The sequence below is a fragment of the Streptomyces sp. NPDC004284 genome (assembly GCF_042874035.1).
Classification (GTDB): domain Bacteria; phylum Actinomycetota; class Actinomycetes; order Streptomycetales; family Streptomycetaceae; genus Streptomyces.
On the sequence record NZ_JBIAMJ010000004.1, the window covers coordinates 489,468 to 510,811 of the forward strand.

Annotated in this window: 19 protein-coding genes; 10 read left to right on the forward strand and 9 right to left on the reverse strand. The window is 73.5% G+C overall.

What is annotated here, in order from left to right; genetic code table 11:
• Positions 1–55: 55 nt before the first annotated feature.
• From ACFYUS_RS14570 to ACFYUS_RS14580, 3 genes are read right to left on the reverse strand one after another with little or no spacing between them, the layout of a single operon-like run.
• Positions 56–1,048, reverse strand: coding sequence for a serine/threonine-protein kinase (locus tag ACFYUS_RS14570; protein WP_388850475.1), 993 nt, complete (start codon positions 1,046–1,048; stop codon positions 56–58).
• Entirely contained in the window at positions 1,045–1,701 is a 657-nt protein-coding gene (locus ACFYUS_RS14575) for a hypothetical protein (RefSeq protein WP_388850477.1), read from the reverse strand. Before ACFYUS_RS14575 ends, ACFYUS_RS14570 begins: the two co-directional genes overlap by 4 nt.
• A gap of 3 nt (positions 1,702–1,704) precedes the next feature.
• The gene (locus tag ACFYUS_RS14580) at positions 1,705–4,575 is read right to left on the reverse strand and encodes an FHA domain-containing protein (protein ID WP_388850480.1); all 2,871 of its coding nucleotides are present in this window, start codon (positions 4,573–4,575) and stop codon (positions 1,705–1,707) included.
• A 101-nt stretch (positions 4,576–4,676) separates the two neighbouring features.
• Here ACFYUS_RS14580 and ACFYUS_RS14585 point away from each other — a divergent pair, with 101 nt between their 5' ends.
• On the forward strand, positions 4,677–5,339 hold the full coding sequence (locus tag ACFYUS_RS14585; protein ID WP_388850483.1) for a TetR/AcrR family transcriptional regulator: 663 nt from the start codon (positions 4,677–4,679) through the stop codon (positions 5,337–5,339).
• On the opposite strand, the gene ACFYUS_RS14590 is transcribed toward ACFYUS_RS14585, so the two are convergent.
• A complete protein-coding gene (locus ACFYUS_RS14590; RefSeq protein ID WP_388850486.1) occupies positions 5,303–6,109 on the reverse strand; it encodes a class II aldolase/adducin family protein in 807 nt (268 codons plus the stop codon). The genes ACFYUS_RS14585 and ACFYUS_RS14590 overlap by 37 nt on opposite strands.
• A gap of 134 nt (positions 6,110–6,243) precedes the next feature.
• Between ACFYUS_RS14590 and ACFYUS_RS14595 the strand changes: the two genes are divergently transcribed.
• Positions 6,244–6,990: a hypothetical protein gene (locus tag ACFYUS_RS14595; RefSeq protein WP_388850489.1), complete on the forward strand. Its 747-nt coding sequence runs from the start codon at positions 6,244–6,246 to the stop codon at positions 6,988–6,990.
• Complete coding sequence (locus ACFYUS_RS14600; RefSeq protein ID WP_388850492.1) at positions 6,987–7,343, forward strand: winged helix-turn-helix domain-containing protein; 357 nt, start codon at positions 6,987–6,989, stop codon at positions 7,341–7,343. The genes ACFYUS_RS14595 and ACFYUS_RS14600 overlap by 4 nt, the downstream gene beginning before the upstream one ends.
• Here the strand turns inward: ACFYUS_RS14600 and ACFYUS_RS14605 are convergent.
• Complete coding sequence (locus ACFYUS_RS14605) at positions 7,340–8,161, reverse strand: DUF3626 domain-containing protein (protein WP_388850495.1); 822 nt, start codon at positions 8,159–8,161, stop codon at positions 7,340–7,342. The two genes, ACFYUS_RS14600 and ACFYUS_RS14605, sit on opposite strands and share 4 nt — an antisense overlap.
• 232 nt (positions 8,162–8,393) lie before the next feature.
• Here ACFYUS_RS14605 and ACFYUS_RS14610 point away from each other — a divergent pair, with 232 nt between their 5' ends.
• Both ACFYUS_RS14610 and ACFYUS_RS14615 read left to right on the forward strand, forming a co-directional pair.
• Positions 8,394–9,053 (forward strand): ThuA domain-containing protein, encoded by a 660-nt coding sequence (locus ACFYUS_RS14610; protein ID WP_388850498.1) that lies wholly within the window; start codon positions 8,394–8,396, stop codon positions 9,051–9,053.
• 99 nt (positions 9,054–9,152) lie between these two features.
• Complete coding sequence (locus ACFYUS_RS14615) at positions 9,153–10,550, forward strand: NADP-dependent succinic semialdehyde dehydrogenase (protein WP_388850501.1); 1,398 nt, start codon at positions 9,153–9,155, stop codon at positions 10,548–10,550.
• A gap of 81 nt (positions 10,551–10,631) precedes the next feature.
• Here ACFYUS_RS14615 and ACFYUS_RS14620 read toward each other — a convergent pair whose 3' ends face one another.
• Positions 10,632–12,707, reverse strand: a complete 2,076-nt coding sequence (locus tag ACFYUS_RS14620) for a SpoIIE family protein phosphatase (protein ID WP_388850503.1) — start codon at positions 12,705–12,707, stop codon at positions 10,632–10,634.
• A 127-nt stretch (positions 12,708–12,834) separates the two neighbouring features.
• On the opposite strand from ACFYUS_RS14620, the gene ACFYUS_RS14625 reads away from it, so the two are divergent.
• Positions 12,835–16,242 carry an ATP-binding protein gene (locus tag ACFYUS_RS14625; RefSeq protein ID WP_388850506.1) on the forward strand — a complete coding sequence of 1,136 codons (3,408 nt, stop codon included), beginning with the start codon at positions 12,835–12,837 and terminating at the stop codon, positions 16,240–16,242.
• On the opposite strand, the gene ACFYUS_RS14630 is transcribed toward ACFYUS_RS14625, so the two are convergent.
• Positions 16,239–17,105 (reverse strand): siderophore-interacting protein, encoded by an 867-nt coding sequence (locus tag ACFYUS_RS14630; RefSeq protein WP_388850509.1) that lies wholly within the window; start codon positions 17,103–17,105, stop codon positions 16,239–16,241. The genes ACFYUS_RS14625 and ACFYUS_RS14630 overlap by 4 nt on opposite strands.
• Positions 17,106–17,270: 165 nt before the next feature.
• Between ACFYUS_RS14630 and ACFYUS_RS14635 the strand changes: the two genes are divergently transcribed.
• The 3 genes from ACFYUS_RS14635 to ACFYUS_RS14645 all read left to right on the forward strand — a co-directional run bounded on the left by ACFYUS_RS14635 (position 17,271) and on the right by ACFYUS_RS14645 (position 19,711).
• Positions 17,271–17,471: a hypothetical protein gene (locus ACFYUS_RS14635; RefSeq protein WP_388850512.1), complete on the forward strand. Its 201-nt coding sequence runs from the start codon at positions 17,271–17,273 to the stop codon at positions 17,469–17,471.
• A gap of 180 nt (positions 17,472–17,651) precedes the next feature.
• Positions 17,652–18,830, forward strand: a complete 1,179-nt coding sequence (locus ACFYUS_RS14640; RefSeq protein WP_388850515.1) for an acyl-CoA dehydrogenase family protein — start codon at positions 17,652–17,654, stop codon at positions 18,828–18,830.
• 63 nt (positions 18,831–18,893) lie between these two features.
• Positions 18,894–19,711, forward strand: a protein-coding gene (locus ACFYUS_RS14645) for an IS5 family transposase (protein WP_388850518.1) whose coding sequence is annotated in 2 segments (ribosomal slippage) — positions 18,894–19,236 and positions 19,236–19,711 — 819 coding nt in all. Because the reading frame shifts where the segments join, the coding sequence is not laid out codon by codon here.
• A gap of 57 nt (positions 19,712–19,768) precedes the next feature.
• On the opposite strand, the gene ACFYUS_RS14650 is transcribed toward ACFYUS_RS14645, so the two are convergent.
• Positions 19,769–20,098, reverse strand: a complete 330-nt coding sequence (locus ACFYUS_RS14650; protein ID WP_388850521.1) for a hypothetical protein — start codon at positions 20,096–20,098, stop codon at positions 19,769–19,771.
• 667 nt (positions 20,099–20,765) lie between these two features.
• Between ACFYUS_RS14650 and ACFYUS_RS14655 the strand changes: the two genes are divergently transcribed.
• Entirely contained in the window at positions 20,766–21,032 is a 267-nt protein-coding gene (locus ACFYUS_RS14655; RefSeq protein ID WP_388850524.1) for a hypothetical protein, read from the forward strand.
• A 117-nt stretch (positions 21,033–21,149) separates the two neighbouring features.
• On the opposite strand, the gene ACFYUS_RS14660 is transcribed toward ACFYUS_RS14655, so the two are convergent.
• The gene (locus ACFYUS_RS14660; RefSeq protein WP_388850527.1) at positions 21,150–21,302 is read right to left on the reverse strand and encodes a hypothetical protein; all 153 of its coding nucleotides are present in this window, start codon (positions 21,300–21,302) and stop codon (positions 21,150–21,152) included.
• Positions 21,303–21,344 lie beyond the last annotated feature (42 nt).

A 21,344-nucleotide genomic window follows, 5' to 3' on the forward strand; every position in this document is an offset into this window, starting at 1 on the left:
GTGGCGCGACCGTACGGATGCGTGAGGACGGGCTCCGGCCCGACTCCCGGAAGAGCTAGTCCAGCTCCCGGAAGACCGGTCGCGCCCACGCGGGCGGGGCCGGCGGGGCGCCGGGCCGACGCGGTTCCCTGGGCGTCGTCGGGCCGCCTCCGCCCGCGCCGGCCAGTGCGGTGCGCAGTGCGGCGACGAACTCCAGGCACGTGCCGTACCGCTCCTCGGGCGTCTTCGCCAAGGCCTTGGCGAAGACCGCGTCCGCCGCCGCAGGCAGGCCCGGCCGCACCTCCGAGAGCGGGGGCGGGGGATCGTACTGCTGGGCCCACAGCACCGCCCAGTCGCTGTCGCGGCGGAACGGCGGCATCCCCACCAGGGTCTCGAAGACCACGCACGCCAGGCTGTAGACGTCGCACCGGCCGTCCACCGGCTTGCCGGAGATCTGCTCCGGCGCCACGTAGTCGAGCGTTCCGACGAACTCGCCCACCGTCGTGAAGCCGGTCAGCGAGAGGGACTTCTTCGTCAGGCCGAAGTCGGTCAGGTAGACGTGCTCCGGGTGGTCGCCGTCGGTGCCCTCGGCGACCAGGATGTTGCCGGGTTTCACGTCCCGGTGCACCAGGTCGTGCGCGTGCGCCGCGTCCAGGGCCGAGGCCACCTGCGCCGCGATCCGGCCCGCCTTCACCGGCGGCAGGGGCCCCTCGCGGTCGAGCAGGGCCGCCAGGTCCTGCCCCGCCACGTACCGCATCGCGATGTACAGCACGCCCTCCGTCTCGCCCGCCTCGAAGACCGGCACGATGTGCGGGTGGTCGATCGAGGCGGCGACCCGCGACTCGTGCGCGAAGCGCCTGCGGAAGGTGTCGTTGCGGGCCAGCTCGGGGGCCAGCAGTTTCAGCGCCACCGTACGGTCGAGGCGCAGGTCCAGCGCCCGGTACACGACCGCCATGCCGCCGCGCCCGATCTCGCCCTCCACGCGGTAGCCCGCGATCTCCTTGCCCAGCAGCCCCGACGCCCGGCCCGCCGGGAGCTCCGCGTCCCCGTGCGTCACACCGCCCGTCATCGGCCGTCACCCGCCGGTCCCTCAGGCCCCACGACCTGCGTCGGCGGCGGGCCGGCGACCGCCGCCGGATCCGTCTGGGGCACCACCTGCGTCGGCTCGTGTCCCGCCTCCGCGGACTCCGGTACGGGTCCGGGCGAGGGCGCCGCGGCCGAAGGAGCCGCCGACGCCGCGTACGTACCGAGCCCGACGCCGTCGCAGTACACCCAGCGCTCGTGCTCCGCGTCGTACAGCCACACCGACTCCCCGTCGACGACCATGCCCACCCGCAGGCCGCGGGTCCGCAGCCGGAAGCCCTCGCCGTCGAGCCGGCCCGCGCCCAGCTCCTCCGCCGCCCGCCGGTAACGGCCGAGCGCGTCCTCGGCGCGGGCGATCAGCGGCCGGGGATCGGCGGTCCTGGTGAGGGGCCCGCCCGCCGCCGGAGGATCCTCCGGCACGCTCACGAGCAGACGCGCGTCGACCCACGCGGTCCAGCCGTTCGAGCACAGCACCCGCCCCCAGTCACCCGCCCGCTCTTCGAGCCGCACCGGCAGGAAGGCGTCGAGGGGCGTCGTGGGCAGCTCCGGATCGGGCGCCTCCCAGGCGGAGAGACCGGAGCGCGGCACCACGTGCGTGGGCCGGAAGTCCGGCACGTACTCGGGTACGGGGACGCTCACGGCCTACCTCCGCATGACGACCGGCTCGTGGCGGCGCAGCAGCCGGGACACGGCCAGAGCGAGGACGAGACACAGCACCACCATCATGCCCATGTCGAACAGCCAGGCCTCCGCCGTGTGCCGCATCAGCGGATCGGCGGTCTTCTCGCTCGGCGCGATCTTCCCGATGTCGATCGTCGCGCCCATCGCCGCGAACGCCCACCGCGAGGGCACCAGCCAGGCCAGCTGCTCCAGGACGGGCGTGCCCCGCACCTTCAGCAGCGCCCCGCAGAACACCACCTGCACGATCGCGAGGAGGACGAGCAGCGGCATCGTCACCTCCTCCTTGCGGACGAGCGCCGACACCAGCAGACCGAGCATCATCGCCGTGAAGGCGAGGAGCGCGACCGCGAGCGTGATCTCCACCAGCGGCGGCATCAGGACGCCCTTGCCGCCGGGCACGTTCAGCGGCACGCCGATCAGGGCCACCAGGGTCAGCACCACCGCCTGCACGACCGTGATCAGACCGAGGACCACCACCTTGGAGGCGAGATAGGCGGAGCGGGACAGGCCGACGGCTCTCTCCCGCCGGTAGATCGTCCGCTCCTTGACCAGCTCGCGCACGGCGTTCGCCGCGCCCGTGAGGACCCCGCCCACGCAGAGGATGAGCAGCACGTTCAGCGTCGACTCGGGGTTGAGGCTGCCCTCGGACAGGGCCCGGGCCATCGCGCCCATCACGAACGGCAGCGCGATCATGATGGCGAGGAAGGTCCGGTCGGCGGAGAGCGCCGCCGCGTACCGGCGTACGAGCGTCCGCAGCTGTGAGCCCCAGCTCTGCGCCTTCGGCGGCGGAGCGGGCTCCGCGGCCGCCCGGCCGCCGGCGGGTGCGGGCACGGGGACGTCGGGGCGGGCCGTCGCGTCCGCGATGTAGCGGCGGTGGAAGCGGGAGGAACGGTACTGCCCGGCCCAGTCGCGGTCCCGGTCGTTCTCGAAGGCCTCGAAGGCCTCCGGCCACTGCTCGAAGCCGAAGAAACCGAGGGTGTCGGCGGGCGGCCCGTAGTACGCGACCCGGCCGCCCGGCGCGAGCACGAGCAGCCGGTCGCACACGTCGAGGCTGAGCACGCTGTGCGTGACCACGACGACCGTCCGGCCGTCGTCCGCGAGCCCGCGCAGCATGTGCATCACGGAGCGGTCCATGCCCGGGTCGAGACCGGAGGTCGGTTCGTCCAGGAAGAGCAGGGACGGCTTGGTGAGCAGTTCGAGCGCCACGCTCACGCGCTTGCGCTGACCGCCGGAGAGGCTGTGGATCGGCTGCTCGGCGCGCTCCACGAGCCCGAGCTCGCGGATCACCTCGTCGACCCGGGCCCGCCGTTCGGCCGCCACGGTGTCCTCCGGGAAGCGGAGTTCGGCGGCGTACCCGAGGGCCCTGCGGACGGTGAGCTGGAGGTGCAGGATGTCGTCCTGCGGGACGAGCCCGATGCGCTGGCGCAGCTCGGCGTAGTCCCGGTAGAGGTCGCGGCCGTCGTAGAGCACCGTGCCCCGGTCGGCCGGGCGCTGGCCGGTGAGCGCGCCCAGGAGCGTCGACTTCCCGGCACCGGACGGGCCGACGACCGCGAGCAGGCACTTCTGGCCCACCGGGAACGACACCTCGTCGAGGAGGGTCTTGCGCCCGTGGTCGACGGTCACCGCGAGCGACCGGACGTCGAGGGAGACCTCGCCGGTGTCGGTGAACTCGACGAGCTGCCCGCCGATCAGGCAGAACGCGGCCCGGCCGATGCCGACGATGTCCTCCGCCGTCACCCGCGCGTCGACGACGGGAGCGCCGTTGAGGAAGGTGCCGTTGTGACTGCCCAGGTCATGGATCCAGTAGGTCCCGTCCGGATGGGCCCGGAGCTCGGCATGCCGCCGGGAGACGACCAGATCGGAGACGACCACGTCGTTGTCGGGCGCCCGGCCGATCCGGACGCTGTGCGCCGGCAACGGCCGCACGGACGTCGGCCGCCGGAAGGTGCCGGTCGCGCCGGGATGCGAGACGGAGGGGGGCCGGAGGAGTTCGGGGGGCGGAGGCGGGGGCGTCTCCGGCCGAGGCGCTTCGGACGGCGGGACCTCGGGCCGGAGCGGCTGGGGTGCCGGGGTCCCGGGGCGAGGGGGCTCGGGGTACGGGGTTCCCGGGAAGGGGCCCTCGGGGTGCGGGGTTCCCGGGGTGGGCTCTTCGGAGTACGGGATTCTCGGGGTGGGCTCTTCGGGGTACGAGGTCCCTGGCACGGGTTCTTCGGGGTGCGAGGTCCCCGGAGCGGGTTCCTCGGGGTACGGAGTCTCCGGGGCGGGCTCCTCGGGCTGGGGGCTCTCGGGCGCAGGGGTCTCGGGCGCCGGTGCCTCGGGCCAGGGCTCCTCGGGCAGGGGCGCCTTCGGCAGGTGTACGGAGGCGGGGGCGGCCTGCGCTTCGGGCGGTGGTGCGGTCGGGACGGCCTGGGCTTCGGGCTGGGGTCCGGCGGGGACGCCCCCCGCGTCCACCGGTGGCCCGGCGGGAACGGCTCCCGCGTTCGACGGCGGTTCCGCCGGGCGGGCCGGGGGGCCGGTCGTGAGGACCGCGCGGGGACCGTCGGCCGGATGGCCGAAGCGTACGACCGTGCCGGGGCCGACGGGCCGCGCGTGGGCGATGCGCAGGCCGTCCGCGAACGTGCCGTTCGTGCTGCCCTCGTCCGCCAGGGTCCAGTGGCCGTCCGTGGCGCTGAGCACCGCGTGGTGCCAGGACGCCCGGGCGTCCGCGAGCACGATGTCGCTGGTGGGGTCGCGCCCGATGCGATAGACGCGACGCGGGTCCATGCGTGTCGCGTCCCCGTCGATCTCGAGGACAAGATCGGGCGCCGCGGGCACGACGGGCCGCTCTGCCATGCGTCGAATTTTATCCGCCGCTGCTGATCGCCGCCCGGGAAGGAGCCGCCGGTAAGGTGGGCGTCCGCCGCGCGAGCGGCCCGACCGAGGAGGACGCACCCGTGCCGAAAGGTGTCACCAGGCGGCGGCCCCGTACCCGCGCGGCGCTCCTGAAGGCGGCCCTGGAGACCTTCGCCGAGCACGGCTTCCACGCGACGACCATCGAGCAGATCTGCGAGCGCGCCGGCTACACGCGGGGTGCGTACTACTCGAACTTCGCGAGCAAGGAAGAGCTCTTCCTCGCCCTCTTCGACGAGCACAGCGAGCGGACCGTACGGCGCCTCGCCGAGTCCATCGACGCGCTGACCCCCGACGAGTACACCCTGACCCGGCTCGCGGAGCTCGCCGCCCGCGTCGAGCCGGACGAGCGGGACTGGTACCTCGTCACCACCGAGTTCACCCTGCACGCGATCCGCGACCGGCAGGCCGCCTGGGTGCTCGCGCGCCACGACGCGCGGCTGCGGGCCGAGATCGCCCGCGGCCTCACCCTCGTCCTGCGCCGGGCCGGACGCGAACTGACCGTGGAGGCCGACCGGTTCGCCCGCCTCCTCATCGCCCTGCGCGAGGGCGGTCTCGCGCAGAGCTACGTGGAACCGGCCGAGCTGCCGCCCGGCACCCTGGAACGGCAGTTCCTCGCCCCGCTCCTGGAGGCGACGACGCGCGCGATCCCCGGCCCGGGGCCCGCGGATCAGTCGAAGAGGTCAGGGTCGGACGCGGTGATCTGATCCCACAGCGGGCGCGCCTGGAACCAGCCGGCCAGGTGCCCGCCGATCTGTCCCCGGGTGAGGAGGGCCGTCTCGCGGTCGATGAGCTGCGGGGTGCCCGCCGCCATCGCCAGGAGCTGCGCCTGGCAGGAGCGCTCCATGGTGACGAACCACCACACGGCCTCGGCGACGGAGCGGCCGACCGTGAGCAGCCCGTGGTTCTTGAGGATGACGGCCTTGAAGTCGCCGAGGGCCTTGGCGACCCGCTCGCCCTCCTCGGTCTCGTTCACGACGCCCCGGTAGTCGTCGTAGATCCCGTGGTCCTCGAAGAACGCGCAGGCGTCCTGGGTGATCGGATCGAGCGGGATGCCGAGGCTGGAGAAGGCCTTGCCGTGCAGGGAGTGCGAGTGCGCGGCGGCGACCGCGTCGGGGCGGGCGGCGTGGACCCGCGAGTGGATGACGAACGCGGCCCGGTTCACGGGCCGGCGCCCTTCGAGGACGTTCCCCTCGTGGTCCACCAGGATCAGGTCCGAGGCCTTGATCTGGGTGAAGCTCATGCCGAAGGGGTTGACCCAGAAGGCGTTCGGGTCGCCGGGGTCGCGGACGGTGATGTGTCCGGCGACGCCCTCGGAGAAGCCGAACCTCCCGAAGATCCGGAAACCGGCGGCGAGCTGCTCCTTGCGGTACGCGCGCTCCTCCTCGACGGACCCGAAGGTGGGCGGCAGCGGCACGATCGCCCCTTCGGGCAGCGGCCCGACGGCGGCGGCGAGAGCGGGCGGCACGGTGCTCATGACGGCTCCTCGGTGAGGGGGCGGTGGGGCTCGGCGCGCCAAAAGATACAGAGATGCATCCGATGCGACAACGGATCCGAAGTGTTCCGCGGAGTCTCTTGTCCTAACTGGTTTGTGATGCAAAGCTGATGTGCATGGCAGACGCATCGGTGCCCTCACCGGGCACTCCCCAAGAAGTCCTCGCAGGCCTCGGCGAACTCACCCGCCGGGTCCGGGCCGCTCAGCGCGGCGCCTGGTTCCCCCTCCTGCTCCTCGGCGCGCTCACGCTGGGCGGAATCCTGGTCGGCCGCCTCACGTACGAGGTCGAGACCGTTCCCTGCCCGCCGGGCGACCCCGCCGGGGGCACCGGCTGCACCCTGATCAGCCAGGGCTCGCCCGTCTACTGGACGCTCGGACTCGCCCTCGCCTATACCGCGACGGCGTTCTTCTACATCCGCCGCTCCCGCGACCGAGGCGTCGGCACCCCCGTCCGGCCGTACGTCCTCGCCGGGATCGCCCTGGTCGGCCTGGTGGCCGCCACCCAGCTCTGGAGCCTCCGCCACGGGATGCCCGGGCCCGGCGAACCGCTCGACTTCTGGGGCCTGCGCCTCGACGCGAACTCCGCGACGACGCTGTTCCTCGAACGGCTCACCGGGAACGCCACGGCCGTCGGACTGCCCCTGCTGGTGCTGGCCCGGGTGGAACGCAGCCGCGCCCTGCTGCTGCTCGCCGCCGTGTACCTGGCCATCGAGCTGGTGCCGCTCAGGCCCGGCGGGTGGGGGATCTCGGCCACCTCTCCCTGGTCCACCGTGCCCCACTTCGCCGTCCCCGGCGTGCTCCTTCTGCTCGGCGCCCTCGGATTCGCCCTGGCCGAGCTGTCCGACAGGCGCACCCGCTCATGAGCGGGCGGAGCGAACAGGGCGAACAGGCCGCCCCCCACCCCGCCCTCGGCCTGGACGACGTCGTCCACCAGCGCGTGCGCCTCGGCATCCTCACCGTCGCCCACCAGGCCCGCCGCGTCGAGTTCGGCTTCCTGCGCACGGCCCTCGGCCTCACCGCCGGAAACCTCAGCCAGCACCTGACCGTCCTGGAGAAGGCCGGCCTCGTCGAGATCGAGAAGGGGTACGAGGGAAAACGGCCCCGCACCTGGCTCTCCCTCACGCCCTCCGGCGACCGCGCCCTCAAGGACGAGGTCACCCAGCTCAAGCGGCTCATCCAGCAGATCGAACAAGGCGGCCCGGACCGGGAGGCCTAAGCGCGGGCGGCGGGGGCGCCGAAGCGGGCCAGGTAGTGCCAGACCTTCTTGACGTCCTGCTGGTCGTACCGCCCCGACGCGGCCGCCTCCTGCACGATCCGGGCGTCCAGCAGGCCGTCGACCGCGATCCGGGCCGCGAGCTCCACGTACTCGGCCCCCCGGAACGCGGGATGCCGCCGCAGCTCGTCGACGGAGACGCGGAAGCCCCCGTGCCACTCCACCGGGCACGGCAGCCGCCGGGCCGCCTCCTCCACCTCCGTGCCCCGGTGGCTCGGGTCCAGGACCAGCGCCTCCACGTCGCGCGCGATCACGACGGGGCCGTGGACCTGTGCCTCGATGTAGTCGTCGAGCGGATCCTGCTCGTCGGCCTCGGCGAGGGCGATCAGGCGCATCCGGGACGCGACGCCGAAGTCGTCGGGCTCCAGGAAGCTGTCGGGATAGCAGAAGGTCGCCCGGTCCACGGCGGCCGCCGAGAGCCGGAGATGAGCGGAGCCGAAGCGGGGAGCCGCGCCGAAGGAGCGGCGGCGGAAGTCGAGGGCGCCGTACACCGGGCGCGTGTCGGACGGGGCCTCGTCGTACGCCCCGCCGAAGATGCGGCTCTCCCAGCGCCAGCGGTCACCGCCGGGACGGGCGGTGAGGCCGCCGTTGCTGGTGCCGGTGACGAACTGGGAGCGATAGACACCCTCGTCCGCGAGCCGGTGGAGGAAGTGCGGATGGAAGTTGAGGGTGACCCGCAGGGCCGGGTCGAGCGGAGTGCCGGTGGACCGGTCGGCGACATGGGCGAGGGCCCGCCGGGCGTGATCATGGAGAGGCGTCATCGGGGCAGTGTGCCGGAGCGGCGGGGGTTGCGGCCCGGGGTTTTCGGTGGCTACGGTCGTCGGGGCGATGGGGGAAAGCGCTTTCTGTCACCTCTTCGCACGCCACCCGCCACCCGCCACCCGGCGTCCGGCGTCCGGAGCCCGGCGTCCGGAGCCCGTCACTCGCGCTTGCCGACCGCCGCCCCTCACCCACCTGCCCGGCCCCGCCCGTACCGCCCCTGGAGTCCACCGCGTGCCCACCGCCGACGCCCTGATCTACACCCGCACGGCGGGATACCGCCACGACTCGATCCCCGCCGGCGCCACCGCCCTCGCCGAGCTGGCGGGGGAGCTCGGGCTCGCCGCCGAGATCACCGAGGAGCCGGGCGCCTTCACCCCCGAGCGGCTCGGCCGGTGCGCCGTCGTGGTCCTGCTGTCCACGACCGGGAACGTCCTGACGCCCGAGGGGCGCACGGCCTTCGCCGCCTACCTCCGGGGCGGCGGTGCGCTCCTCGCCGTGCACGCCGCCGCCAACGCCGAACCCGACTGGCCCTTCTACGGCGAACTGCTCGGCACCCGCTTCAACGGCCACCCCGAGCTCCAGCCGGGCCGCGTCCTCGTCGACGCCCCCGACCACCCGGCGACCGCCCCGCTCCCGGAGCGCTGGGCCTGGACCGACGAGTGGTACGACTTCACGTCCCACCCGCGGGCCACCGGTGTCCGGATCCTGGCCCGGGCCGACGAGTCCGCGTACCGGGGCGGCACCCACGGCGACGACCACCCGCTCGTCTGGTGCCGGGAGATCGACCGGGGGCGCGTCCTCTTCACCGCGCTCGGGCACGCCCCGGAGGCGTACGGCGACCCGGTCTTCCGCGCCCATCTCTCCGGCGCCCTGGCCTGGCTCACCGCCTGAGCCGCGCGCGGCGGTCACCCCACCGCCCCGCCCCTGTTGCGCCGGAGCCCAGGGAGCGGAAGGTTTCAGATGGGGGCCGATGGCAGGAGGAGGCACGTCATGGGCATCGCCACCGTGAACCCCGCGACCGGCGAGACGCTGCGTACGTACGAGGCCCACGGGCCCGAGGAGGTCGAGCGGCGCGTCGCCGCCGCGCACGAGGCGTACCGCCAGTACCGCACCACCTCCTTCGCCGAACGCGCCCGGCTGATGCGCGCCGCCGCGACCCTCCTCGACGAGGACACCGAGGACATCGCCCGCACCATGACCACCGAGATGGGCAAGCCGATCGCGGCCGCCCGCGCGGAGGCCGCCAAGTGCGCCAAGGCCATGCGCTGGTACGCCAAGCACGCCGAGGAGCTGCTCGCCGACGAGCATCCGGCCGAGAGCGACGTCCAGGACTCCGGCGCGGACGTGGCCCGGGTCCACTACCGGCCCCTCGGCCCGATCCTCGCGGTCATGCCGTGGAACTTCCCGCTCTGGCAGGTGATCCGCTTCGCCGCGCCCGCGCTCATGGCGGGCAACACCGGCCTCCTCAAACACGCCTCCAACGTGCCGAGGACCGCCCTCTACCTGGGCGACCTCTTCCGCCGCGCCGGATATCCCGACGGCTGCTTCCAGACCCTCCTCATCGGCTCCCGCGAGGTCGAGGGCGTGCTCCGGGACCCCCGGGTCGTGGCCGCCACCCTCACGGGCAGCGAGCCGGCCGGCCGGTCCGTCGCCGCCGTCGCCGGCGACGAGGTGAAGAAGACCGTCCTGGAGCTCGGCGGCAGCGACCCGTTCATCGTCATGCCCTCCGCCGACATCGTCGGGGCCGTGAAGACCGCCGTCACCGCGCGCGTGCAGAACAACGGGCAGTCCTGCATCGCCGCCAAGCGGTTCATCGTCCACCAGGACGTGTACGACGACTTCTCCGAGCGCTTCACCGCCGCCATGAACGCCCTCACCGTCGGCGACCCCCTCGACGAGTCCACCGACGTCGGCCCCCTCGCCACCGAGCAGGGCCGGATCGACCTGGAGACGCTCGTCGACGACGCCGTCGCGCGGGGCGCCACCGTCCTGTGCGGCGGACACCGACCGGAGGAGCCGGAGCTCCGGACGGGCTGGTACTACCGGCCCACGGTCCTCACCGGCATCACGCCGGACATGCGGATCCACCGCGACGAGGCCTTCGGACCGGTCGCCACGGTCTACCCGGTCAGCGACATCGACGAGGCCGTCGCCGTCGCCAACGACTCCCCGTTCGGCCTCAGTTCCAACGTCTGGACGCGCTCCGCGGAGGACGTGGCGTTCTTCGTCCGCGACCTGGAGGCGGGCGGCGTCTTCGTCAACGGCATGACCGCCTCGCACCCGGCGCTCCCCTTCGGCGGGATCAAGCGTTCGGGGTACGGCCGCGAGCTCTCCGGCCACGGCATCCGCGAGTTCTGCAACGCGACCACGGTCTGGCAGCGGGCCTGACCCGGAGCCGGGCGCCTGCGCCTCGCGTTCCAGGAGGAACGCGAGGCGGTTCAGGGCGGCGACCGGGTCCACGACCACCCCCTAGGGGGTGGGCTCGGCCTCCACCGGCGTCGGTCCGATCTCGCACCACACCGCCTTGCCCTCGCCGCGCGGTTCCACGCCCCACCGGGAGGCCAGCGCGTCGAGCAGGAGCAGCCCACGCCCCGAGGTCGCGGCCTCGCCGGGGGTGCGCCGCCGGGGCCAGGCGCTCGACCGGTCCTGCACCGAGAGCCGCACCCGCCGCACCGGCTCGGGCAGCACCTCCAGGGTGAGCACCGCTCCGCCCTCGGTGTGCAGCAGCACGTTCACCAGGAGCTCGCCCGTCAACAGCTCGGCGTCGTCGGAGAGTTCCGGCATGCCCCAGTCGCGGAGCGCCTGCCCGACGGCCGCGCGGGCGTCCGAGAGGCCCTGCGGGTCGGCCTGGTGGATGTACTGGTGGATGCGCGGCGCCCGGGGCGTGCCCGGGTCCGGGCTGCGCCGCAGCACGAGGAGCGCCACGTCGTCGCCCGAACCCCACCGCTCCCAGAGGCTCTCGGAGAGGTGGTCGGCGAGCGCCTCCGCCTGCGGCGGGCCGCTGCTGATCGCGCCCGACAGCGCGGCGAGGCCGGACTCGATGTCCGAGCCGGGCTGCTCGACGAGCCCGTCCGTGCACAGCACCAGCGTCTCGCCGGGCACGAGGTCGAGCCGGGTCTCGGGGAACTCCTCCTCCCCGAACACGGTCGCCAGACCCAGGGGGAGCCCGCCCCGCAGCTTGGGCTGCCCGACCCGGCCGTCGGTGTGCCGGATCAGCGGACCGAGATGCCCGGCCCGTACGGCGCGCAGGGTGCCGCTCGCCAGGTCCACCTGGGCGTAGGTGCAGGTGGCGAAGCGGTTGGTGTCCAGCTCGGCGAGGAAGCGGGAGGCCCGGGCGAGGACGGTCGACGGGGCGTGCCCCTCGCCGGCGTACGCGCGCAGCGCGATCCGCAGCTGCCCCATGATGGCGGCGGCGTGCGTGTCGTGGCCCTGGACGTCGCCGACGACGATCCCCACCCGGCCGCGGGGCAGCGGGATCACGTCGTACCAGTCGCCGCCGACCTGCCGTCCGCTCCACGCGGCGTGGTAGCGGACGGCGATCTCGCCGCCGGTGAACTGCGGGATCCGGCGCGGCAGCATCGTCGCCTGGAGCCCGGTCGCCAGCTCCCGTTCCTCGTCGAAGAGGATCGCCCGCTGGAGCGACTGGGCGACGATCGCCGCGAGACCGAGCGCGAGGTTGCGCTCGTCGGCGTTGAAGGAGGTGCGGCCCCGGTAGAAGAGGGCCATGCCGCCGAGCGAACGCGCCTGCGCCACCAGCGGGAGGTAGCAGGCGGCCCGGAATTCGAGCCGGGCGACGTAGGGGGCGAGTTCGGGGAAGTCCCGGCCCAGCGAGGGGAACGAGGAGACGAACCGGGGCCGCCCGCTCAGCACCGTCTCGGCCAGCGGCAGTTTCCGGTCGAGGCGGCGGCTGCGGAAGTCGTTGAGGATGTCGAGGGATTCGCCGCTGAGCGCGATGATGTTGAGCGAGCCGTTCTCGACGAGACCGAGCGCGAGACCGTCCGCGCCGAGCCGGGCGAGGCCGCCCGGACCGGTCAGGGCGGCCGTCACGTCGTCCACGGTCACCGCGCGCGACAGCGCGTTCGTCGTCCGCTCGACGATGTTCGTCTGGACCTCGCGCCGCTTCTCCAGGTCCTGGACGAACGTGAAGTGCGCGACCTCGGCGGTCGTGTCCCGCACGACGCCGACGATCCGCCGGGCCCGGCCGTCGGGGGAGCGCAGGATCCGCGCCTGCACATGCGTCCAGTGGGGTGAGCCGTCGGCCTGCGGGATGGGGAAGTGCGCCGTGTACGAGACGGCGCCGCCCTTGATCGCCTTCCGTACGACGTCCTCCAGCTTGGTCCGCTCCTCGGGGGCCAGACGCGTCACCAGGGACGCCGGGCGGCCGTCGTAGGCGTCCGGGGCCACCCCGAAGACCAGCAGCCCGGACTCGTCGACATCGATGGTGTCCGTGTCGATGTCCCAGTCGAAGCTGCCGGTCCGGTTCATGGCGAGCCACTCGGCGGGCCCGATCTCGCCAGTGCGCGTACGCCGGTCGTCATCGGTCATCCTCCCCATTGTCGAACCCGCACCCCGCGGACGCCATGGCGGTGACACGGCGTGGCGCGAGTTCGCCGTCCCGGACGGGCCCGGGGCCGTCCGGGACGAGGTCACCCCGCCGGGGCAGAATGGGCCGGTGCAGCCGCCCTACCGAGTCCTCGGTCCCTGCCAGGCCTTCCGTACCGACGACGGGACGGAGGCCTCCCTGAGCGGTGCCAGGCTCCGTGCCCTCCTCACCGCGCTCGCCGCCGCCGGCGGGCGCGCGGTGGGCCCCGGCGCGCTGATCGACCAGGTCTGGGCCGACGGCGGCCCGGCCGGCGACCAGGACCGTACGGCGGCGCTCCAGGCCCTCGTCGGCCGCCTGCGCCGGGCCCTGGGCCGCGAGGCCGTCGTCTCGGCGCCCGGCGGCGGTTACCGCCTCGCCGCCGGCCCGGACGCCGTCGACCTGCACCGCTTCGAACGGCTCGCCGCCGAAGGCGCCGCCGCCCTCGCCGACGGCCACGCCGAGCGGGCGGCCGCGCTCCTCGACGAGGCCCTCGGACTCTGGCGCGGGCCCGCCCTCGCCGACCTGCCCGGCCGGGACGCCGACCCCCTGGTCGTACGGGTCGAGCAGCGGCACACACAGGCGCGGCGCGACCGGCTCGCCGCCGACCTGGCCCTCGGGCGGGCCACCGCCGTACTCGCGCCGCTCGCCGCGCTCGCCGCCGGGCAGCCCCTCGACGAACCCCTCCAGGCCCTGCGGATCCGCGCCCTGCGCGCGGCCGGACGGAACGCCGAGGCCCTCGCGGCGTACGAGGAGGTGCGCACCGCCCTCGCGGACCGGCTCGGCACCGACCCGGGGCCGGAACTGCGCTCCCTGCACGCCGAACTCCTCACGGAGGACGGGTCGGTGCCGCCCGCTCCCGCCGCGCGGGCGGGCGTGCTTCCCGCCCGCCTGACCTCGTTCATCGGCCGGGCCGACGAACTGGGCTCGCTCGCCGCCGCCTGGGACGGACGGCGGCTCGTCACCCTCACCGGGCCTGGCGGTGTCGGCAAGACGCGGCTCGCCCTGGAGGCGGCGGACACGTACGAGGGCCCCGTCCACCTCGCCGAACTCGCCTCCGTACGCGAGGAGTCCACGGTCGCAGCCGCCGTCCTCACCGCGCTCGGGGCCCGCGAGACCCAGCTCTGGCACACCCCGGCCGTCGTCCCCGCCGACCCGAAGGACCGGTTCGCGGCGCTCGTCGAGCACTGCGCCGGGCGCCGGATGCTGCTGGTCCTCGACAACTGCGAGCACGTCGTCGCCGAGGCGGCGGAGCTCGCGCAGACGCTCCTCACCCGCTGCCCGGGCGTGACCGTCCTCGCCACGAGCCGGGAGCCCCTGGGCGTGCCGGGCGAGGAGGTCCGGCCGCTGGGCCCGCTGCCCGTGGACATGGCGCTCCGGCTCCTCGGAGAGCGGGGCGCGGCCGCGCGCCCCGGGTTCGACACGGCGGAGGACCCGGAGGCGGCGGAGGAGATCTGCCGCCGGCTCGACGGGCTGCCGCTGGCCGTCGAACTGGCCGCGGCGCGGCTGCGGATGCTGTCGGTACGCCAGATCGCGGACCGCCTCGACGACCGCTTCCGCCTGCTGACCTCCGGCGCCCGCACGGTACTTCCGCGCCAGCAGACCCTGCGGGCGGTGGTCGACTGGTCCTGGGAGCTCCTCGACGAGGCCGAGCGGGCGGTCCTGCGGCGGCTCGCGACCTTCAGGGGCGGCTGCGACCTGACGGCGGCGGAGGCGGTGTGCGGGGGCGGGGCGGGTGCCGATGCCCTGGAGGCGCCCGGTCCCGACGTGCCGGACGCGCGGGGTGTGCGGAGCGCGCCTGGTGGTGCCGCGCCGGGCGCGCCCGGCAGGGGTGCCCCGGACCTGTTCGGCGTCCCGCGTGCCGATGTGCTCGACGTCCTGGGCGCGCTTGTCGACAAGTCGCTGGTGGTGGCCGCGCCCGACGGTGCCGGGATGCGCTACCGGCTCCTGGAGACCGTGGCCGAGTACGCGGGGGAGCGGCTCGACGAGGCCGGGGAGCGGGCGGCGGCGGAGCGGCGGCACCTCACGTACTACCGGGAGCTCGCCCGCCGGACCGACCCGGAGCTGCGCGGTCCGGGCCAGGTCGCCGCCATCGCCCGCTTCGAGCGGGAGCACGACAACCTGCGCGGGGCCCTGCGGACGGCCGTGGCGCTCGGCGACGAGCAGGAGGTGCTCTGCCTGGTCCACACGCTCAGCTGGTTCTGGCAGCTCCGCAACCACCAGGTCGACGCCCGCACCTGGGCCGTCGAGGCGGGCCGCCTCGGCCCCGACCCGTTCCGGGCGCCCGTCCGCCCCGCCGAGCCGTTCGACGGGCGGTGCGTGGACGTGCCGCCGCCGTGGACCGGCGAGCGCCTGTGGGAGGCCCGGCGCGGCGGCCGGATGTACGCCCTCGCGACCCAGGGCGTCGAGGACGACACCGCCATCGGACGGCCCGAGACCCGCGCCCGGCTCGGCGCCCTGGCCGCCGCGTACCGCCCCGGCCTCCCGCAGACCTGCCGGCAGCCGGGCACGATGTGGTACTTCGCCCGGCTCATGACCGGAGAGCTCACCGGCCTCGACGAGACCCTGAGCCTGATCGTCGACGCCTGCCGCGCCCACGCCACCGGCTGGGACCTGGGCTTCGCCCTCCTCATGCGGGGCAAGCTCGCCGGCCACGGCGCCGACGCCGCCGAGGCGCTCGCCCTCTTCGAGGCCGCCGGGGACTCCTGGGGGATCGCGGAGTCCCTCGCGGCCCGGGGCGAGGCGTACGAGCGCGAGGGCCGGCTCGCCGAGGCCGCCGCCGACTTCGAGCGGGCGACCGAGGCCGCCGTCCGCGTCGGCGCCCGCTCCCAGGTGCCCGTCTTCACGGCCCGCCTCGCTGCCGTACGGCTCCTGCTCCGCCCGGAGGGGGACGCGGCGGCCGAACGGCTCCTGGCCGAGGCCGCCGACGAGGCCGGGCAGTGGGGCGCCGAGGCCGCCGGCGCCGGCCGGCTGCTGCTCGCCCAGCACTACGGCCACACCGGGCGCACCGGTCTCGCCCGCGCGCAGCTCGCCCTCCTGGAGAAGGAGTTCGGGGAGGCCACCCCCGCGCTCTTCTGGGGTCTCGTCGGCGGGACGTGGGCGTGGCTCGACTGTCTCGACGGCGCCCATGACCGGGCCCTGGAGCGGCTCGCCCGGGCCGTCGTGGACGTGGAGACCCTCGCCCACCTCGTCGCCCCGCACCTCGTCGTCGCCCAGTTCGGGACCGCCGCCTGGGCCCGTGGCGGACGCGGCACGCCGGGCGACGCCGAGACGGGGGCCCGGCTCCTCGGCGCGTACGACGCCCACGCGGGCTCCGACACCGGCGGCGGCTTCCGCCCCTTCACCCCGCGGACCGAGGCCGCGATCCGCTCCCGCGCGGAGGCGGTGCTCCGCGCGGCCCTGCCCCCGGAGGCGTACACCGGCCGGTACGAGGAGGGCGCCGGCCTCTCCCTCAGGGAGGCCGCCGCCCTGGTGCGGCCTGATCCGAAAGACAGGCCCTAGCCGAGCGACAGGCGCTCGCGGGCCTCGGCCAGGTCCTCCGGGGTCGGCGCGTCGTCCTGGGCGAGGCGGCGGCGCCAGTACCCGGTGAAGTGCACCGAGCGCCGGTCGACCCCCCGCTCCTCCAGGAGGTGCCGCCGCAGCCCGCGCACCGCGGAGGCCTCGCCCGCCAGCCAGACGTACGGCCGGCCGGCGGGCAGGGCGTCCGCCCGTACGGCCTCGGCTGGCGAGTCGCCGTCGCGCAGGAGACGCACGGTCAGGTCGCCGGACGTCGGCAGCGGCTGCTCCTCGGCCGCGTCGGGGACCTGGACGTAGGCGAGGGCCCGGTGGCCCGGCGGCAGCGCGGCGACGACCGTGGTGAGCGCGGGGAGCGCGCAGGCGTCGGCGTACAGGAGCGTCCAGTCGCCCGCGCCCGGATCGACGGGGACCGCGAACGCCGCCGAAGGACCGAACACGCCCAGCACGTCCCCGGGGCGCGCCGACCGGGCCCAGCGCGTCGCGGGGCCCTCGCCCCGGCCGTCCCCGCCGTCGCCGTGGAGGAAGAAGTCGATGTCGACGGTCCCGGCCGCCGGGTCGTGCGCCCGGAGGGTGTAGCTCCGCATCCACGGGCGTTCCCTCTCGGGGAGTGCCGCGTACGCCCCGTACCAGCGCATCACGTCGCCGTCGGGCTCGGGCGCCGGCAGGACCGGCTCCTCCTGACCCGGCCGGGGGAAGAACAGCTTCACCTGCTGGTCGGGGCCCGCCAGGACGAAGCCGTCGAGGCCCGGGCCGCCGAGGGTGACCCGGAGCACGCGCGGGGTCACCGGGCGGACGGCGGTCACCCGCAGGCGGTACAGGGGCAGGGGCTGGGGCTGGGGCTGGGGCATCGAGGACTCCTCGGGGACGGCGGGGCGGGGCTGGGACCCCACCCTCCCCGCGCCGGTCGACACGCCGCCGACAGCCCGTCGACACGCGCCGGCCGCGGCCCCGGATGCGCTCCCGGGGGCCGGACACGAGAATGGCGAGTGCCGGACGAACACGTAGGAGGCGGCATGAACGCTGAGCCCGACAAGACGTCCCCGGGGGAGACCCCGACGCCCGACCGGCTGCTGCACACCGGGTCGGAGGGCGACTTCTCGCCGGAGGACCTGGTCCTCGCCTCCGGCCGTGACGTGAATCCGAAGAACCTCGCCTGGGCGGAACGCCGCATGGCGGAGAAGGGTCGCGCCTCCATGGACGAGCTTCTGCCGTAGGGCGCACATCACCCTCCCGCAGGCCCCGGATCGGTCGCTCCGAACCGGGGTCGCGGGCATTCCGGCGGAGTCCCGAGGCTTCCGCATTTATGGAACACGTTCTACCGTGTCCGCCGTCGCGCGTCGCGCCCAGGGGCGTCGCCGACGCCGCAGGACGCCGCCACGGGAGGACGGGACGCCATGCACCTCGAATACACGCCCGCACAGAACAGCCTGCGCGCCGAGCTGCGGGCGTACTTCGCCGAGCTGGTCCCGGACGACGTCCACACCCGCTACGCGGACCCGGCCGCCCAGAAGCGCTTCTACCGCGAGACCGTGCGGCGCCTCGGCGCCGACGGCTGGCTCGGGGTGGGCTGGCCCACCGAGTACGGGGGGCGCGGACTGACCCCCATGGAGCAGTTCATCTTCTTCGACGAGGCCGCGCAGGCGGGCGTACCGCTGCCCCTCATGGCCCTGAACACCGTCGGCCCGACGATCATGCAGTACGGCACGGACGAGCAGAAGGCGTGGTTCCTGCCCCGGATCCTCTCCGGCGAGATCGACTTCGCCATCGGCTACAGCGAACCCGACGCGGGCACCGACCTGGCCGCCCTGAAGACCCGCGCGGTCCGCGAGGGGGACACGTACGTCGTCAACGGCCAGAAGATCTGGACGACGAACGGCGACACCGCCGACTGGGTGTGGCTCGCCGTCCGCACCGACCCCGACGCCCCGCCGCACAAGGGCATCACCATGCTCCTCGTGCCGACGAGCGACCCCGGCTACTCCTGCACGATCATCAACACCCTCGCCTCCCACGACACCACCGCGAGCTACTACGACGACGTCCGCGTCCCGGTCTCCCGCCGCGTCGGCGAGGAGAACAAGGGCTGGCGGCTCATCACCAACCAGCTCAACCACGAGCGCGTCACCCTCGCCGCCCACGGCACGATGGCGATCCGCGCCCTCCACGACGTCCAGCGCTGGGCCGCCGACACCCCGCTCTCCGACGGCCGCCGCGTCATCGACCTCCCCTGGGTCCGCCGCACCCTGGCCCGCACCCACGCCCGTCTCGACGCGATGAAGCTCCTCAACTGGCAGATGGTGAACGCCGTCCAGCACGGCACCCTCACCCCCCAGGACGCCTCCGCCGTCAAGGTCTACGGCTCCGAGGCCCGCCGCGACGCCTACGCCGCCCTCATGGAGGTCGTCGGCTCTGCCGGCGCCCTCAAGGAGGGCTCGGCGGGCGCCGTCCTCCACGGCGAACTCGAACGCGGCTACCGCTCGGCCGTCATCTTCACCTTCGGCGGCGGCAACAACGAGATCCAGCGCGAGATCATCTCCTGGATCGGCCTGGGCATGCCCCGCGTCCGCCGTTAGGGCTGTTTGTGACGAGGCTCTTTAGACCGTGTCCTATGTGGTGAGGCGGTCGTTGAGGCCGTCATGGGGCGGGGTACGTGGAGTTGGATTGTTCCGGACGGGCTGTGGGAGATCGCGAAGCCGCTGATCCCGCCCTCTCGGGTGCGACCGCAGGGCGGCGGGACGCAGGACACGCCTGATGAGACGCTGTTCGCCGCGATTATCTACGTCCTGGTCAGTGGTTGCGCCTGGCGGGCCTTGCCGCCGTGCTTCGGCATATCGAAGTCGACAGCCCACCGCCGGTTCCTGATCTGGTCCAGAGCCGGTGTCTGGGGTCGGCTGCACGAGGAGATCCTGCACCGTCTCGACGACGCCGGCCTGCTCGACCTGTCCCGGGCGGTTCTCGACTCCGCCCACGTGAGGGCGAAAAAGGGGGCGAACTCACCGGTCCGAGCCCCGTGGACCGGGGCAAAGCGGGTTCCAAGATGCACGTCCTGTCGGACGCGAACGGACTGCCCCTCCTCGTCGGCATCTCGGCCGCCAATACCCACGACAGCCAGGCCCTGAAGCCCATGGTGCTCGGTCACCAAACGAGACACGACCCTCACCGCGGCCGGAACTTCAAACCCCAGCGGCTGCATGCGGACAAGGCCTACGATATCCCTGAGCTGCGGAAATGGCTCCGCGGGAAACGCATCGGCGTCCGTATCGCCCGCAAGGGCATCGAGTCCAGTGAACGACTTGGGCGCCGCAGGTGGGTGATCGAGCGGACGATGTCCTGGCTGACTGGCTACCGCCGGCTCAACCACCGCTACGAACGTCACCCCCGGAACTACCTGGCCTTTCTCGGCCTGGCCGCAGCCGTCTGCTGCTACAAGCGACTCCTCCGCCTCACCACATAGGTCACGGTCTTAGACCGTGTTCTATGTGGCGAGGGTAGAGGCGCGCAGATGGAGAGGTCAGTAGGTACCGCGCCAGATGGTCAACTTCAGGGCGATGTATCCCGCCTTTCCCCCGCCCTCAGTCACCTGGGCAAGTGCGATGAGTCCGGTCGGGGCGAGGACGCAGAAGCGGTCGCCGGCTGGTATCGAGTAGGCGTCGATGTCGTTCGTGAATCGAGTGACCGTACTGCACGTGTCGTAGGAGCCGGGTTCCTTCCGGTCCAGGTAGACAAACTGTGCCGTGTCGGTGCGCAGATGGCCCGAGTACCAGTAGATCTCCTTCTGATCATCGCGGCTGACGGGGCGCAGGTTGTCGAGGGCGAAACCGTAGTCCGGCGTCAGCTCCACGGTCTGGACTTTGTAGACGTCGGAAGGCTGTCCGGTTGCCACAGGAGGCGGCGTCGTTGACGTCTCCGCGGTGGGACTCGGTGTCGGCGATTCCGTCGCCGGGGAGGGCGTGGTCGCCGGAGGCACCGGAGCGCTGGCTGTAGGCGAGTGTAGAAACACGGGGAGGCCAAGGAACCCGAGGAGCAGTCCTGCCACGGCGGTGACAGCCGAGATCCATGCGGGCGCGTCTGCGAAGCGCCCACGTCGGGGTACCTCGCTGGCTGGATCAGACTGGGGCGCTGGCGAGTCAGCAGGCGGTTCGGGCGTGGCGGTCATGGCTCTCCCCCCAGAGGCAGGTGTGATGCGTGCCGCATTCTGAGGCATGCGAACCCAACCTTGTTCAGGAACATCGAAGGTTGGCCAGAACCTTTCCCGTATCCGAGCCATGTCCTTCGCGCCACATAGGACACGGTCTTAGTTGGCATAAAGCGGGATAGTTGGCACTGAGCGGTGCGCTTGGCTTGTTGGCGTCCCGCGCCCGCTGACCTGCTAATTCCTCAGGGCCAGCGTAACTGGGCCGTACGGGGCTGGGGCGGCGGCCGATACTGAGGTCGCCGGCGTCCTGGATGTTGAACTGCGCCAGCCCGATCCCCCGGGCGCCCTCGCCGCCCATCTGTGTCAGGTGGCGGTGGCCGACGTCGTGTACGTGGCCAACGCCGACGAGAACGCACGGACGACGGTTGTACTGCACCTGGACGGACTCGTCGCAGTCCTGTGGCTGGTCGAGCGGCACCCCGCCCTGGCTCAACCCCCAATTGTGCACTCCGTACTGGCGTTGTGGTCCCTGCTGCTCGCCGGGCCGCAGACACTGTTTGGCCCGGGCGAGATCGCGATCCTGCTGTCCTTCATCGCCGTACGGCACGGGAGGGGGCTGAACAGGTCGATGGGGATCTGACGGGGTCCGGTAGGGGAGTGGGCGTCGGCCGGGCCGAACATGTTGATGCCGTATGGGGATCGATGTGGAGGTTTCCGGCACGGAACTCCAGTTCTGGTTCGTGCAGCACCGGTGCTTTCACTGCGGCAGCTTCCGCAATCCCTCGACAAGCCCGTTCACGCTCGGTTCTGGCGATGGCTCTTGCGGAATCCAGACGCTTTCGTCGATGGCGTGTTTCCAGTACGTGGGGAGGAGCCCTGTCGTCAGGCGGGTCGCTTCCTGCTGCAGCACCGGGGAGTCCTTTCTTGGCCAAACTGTCCCAAGTGAGGTTTT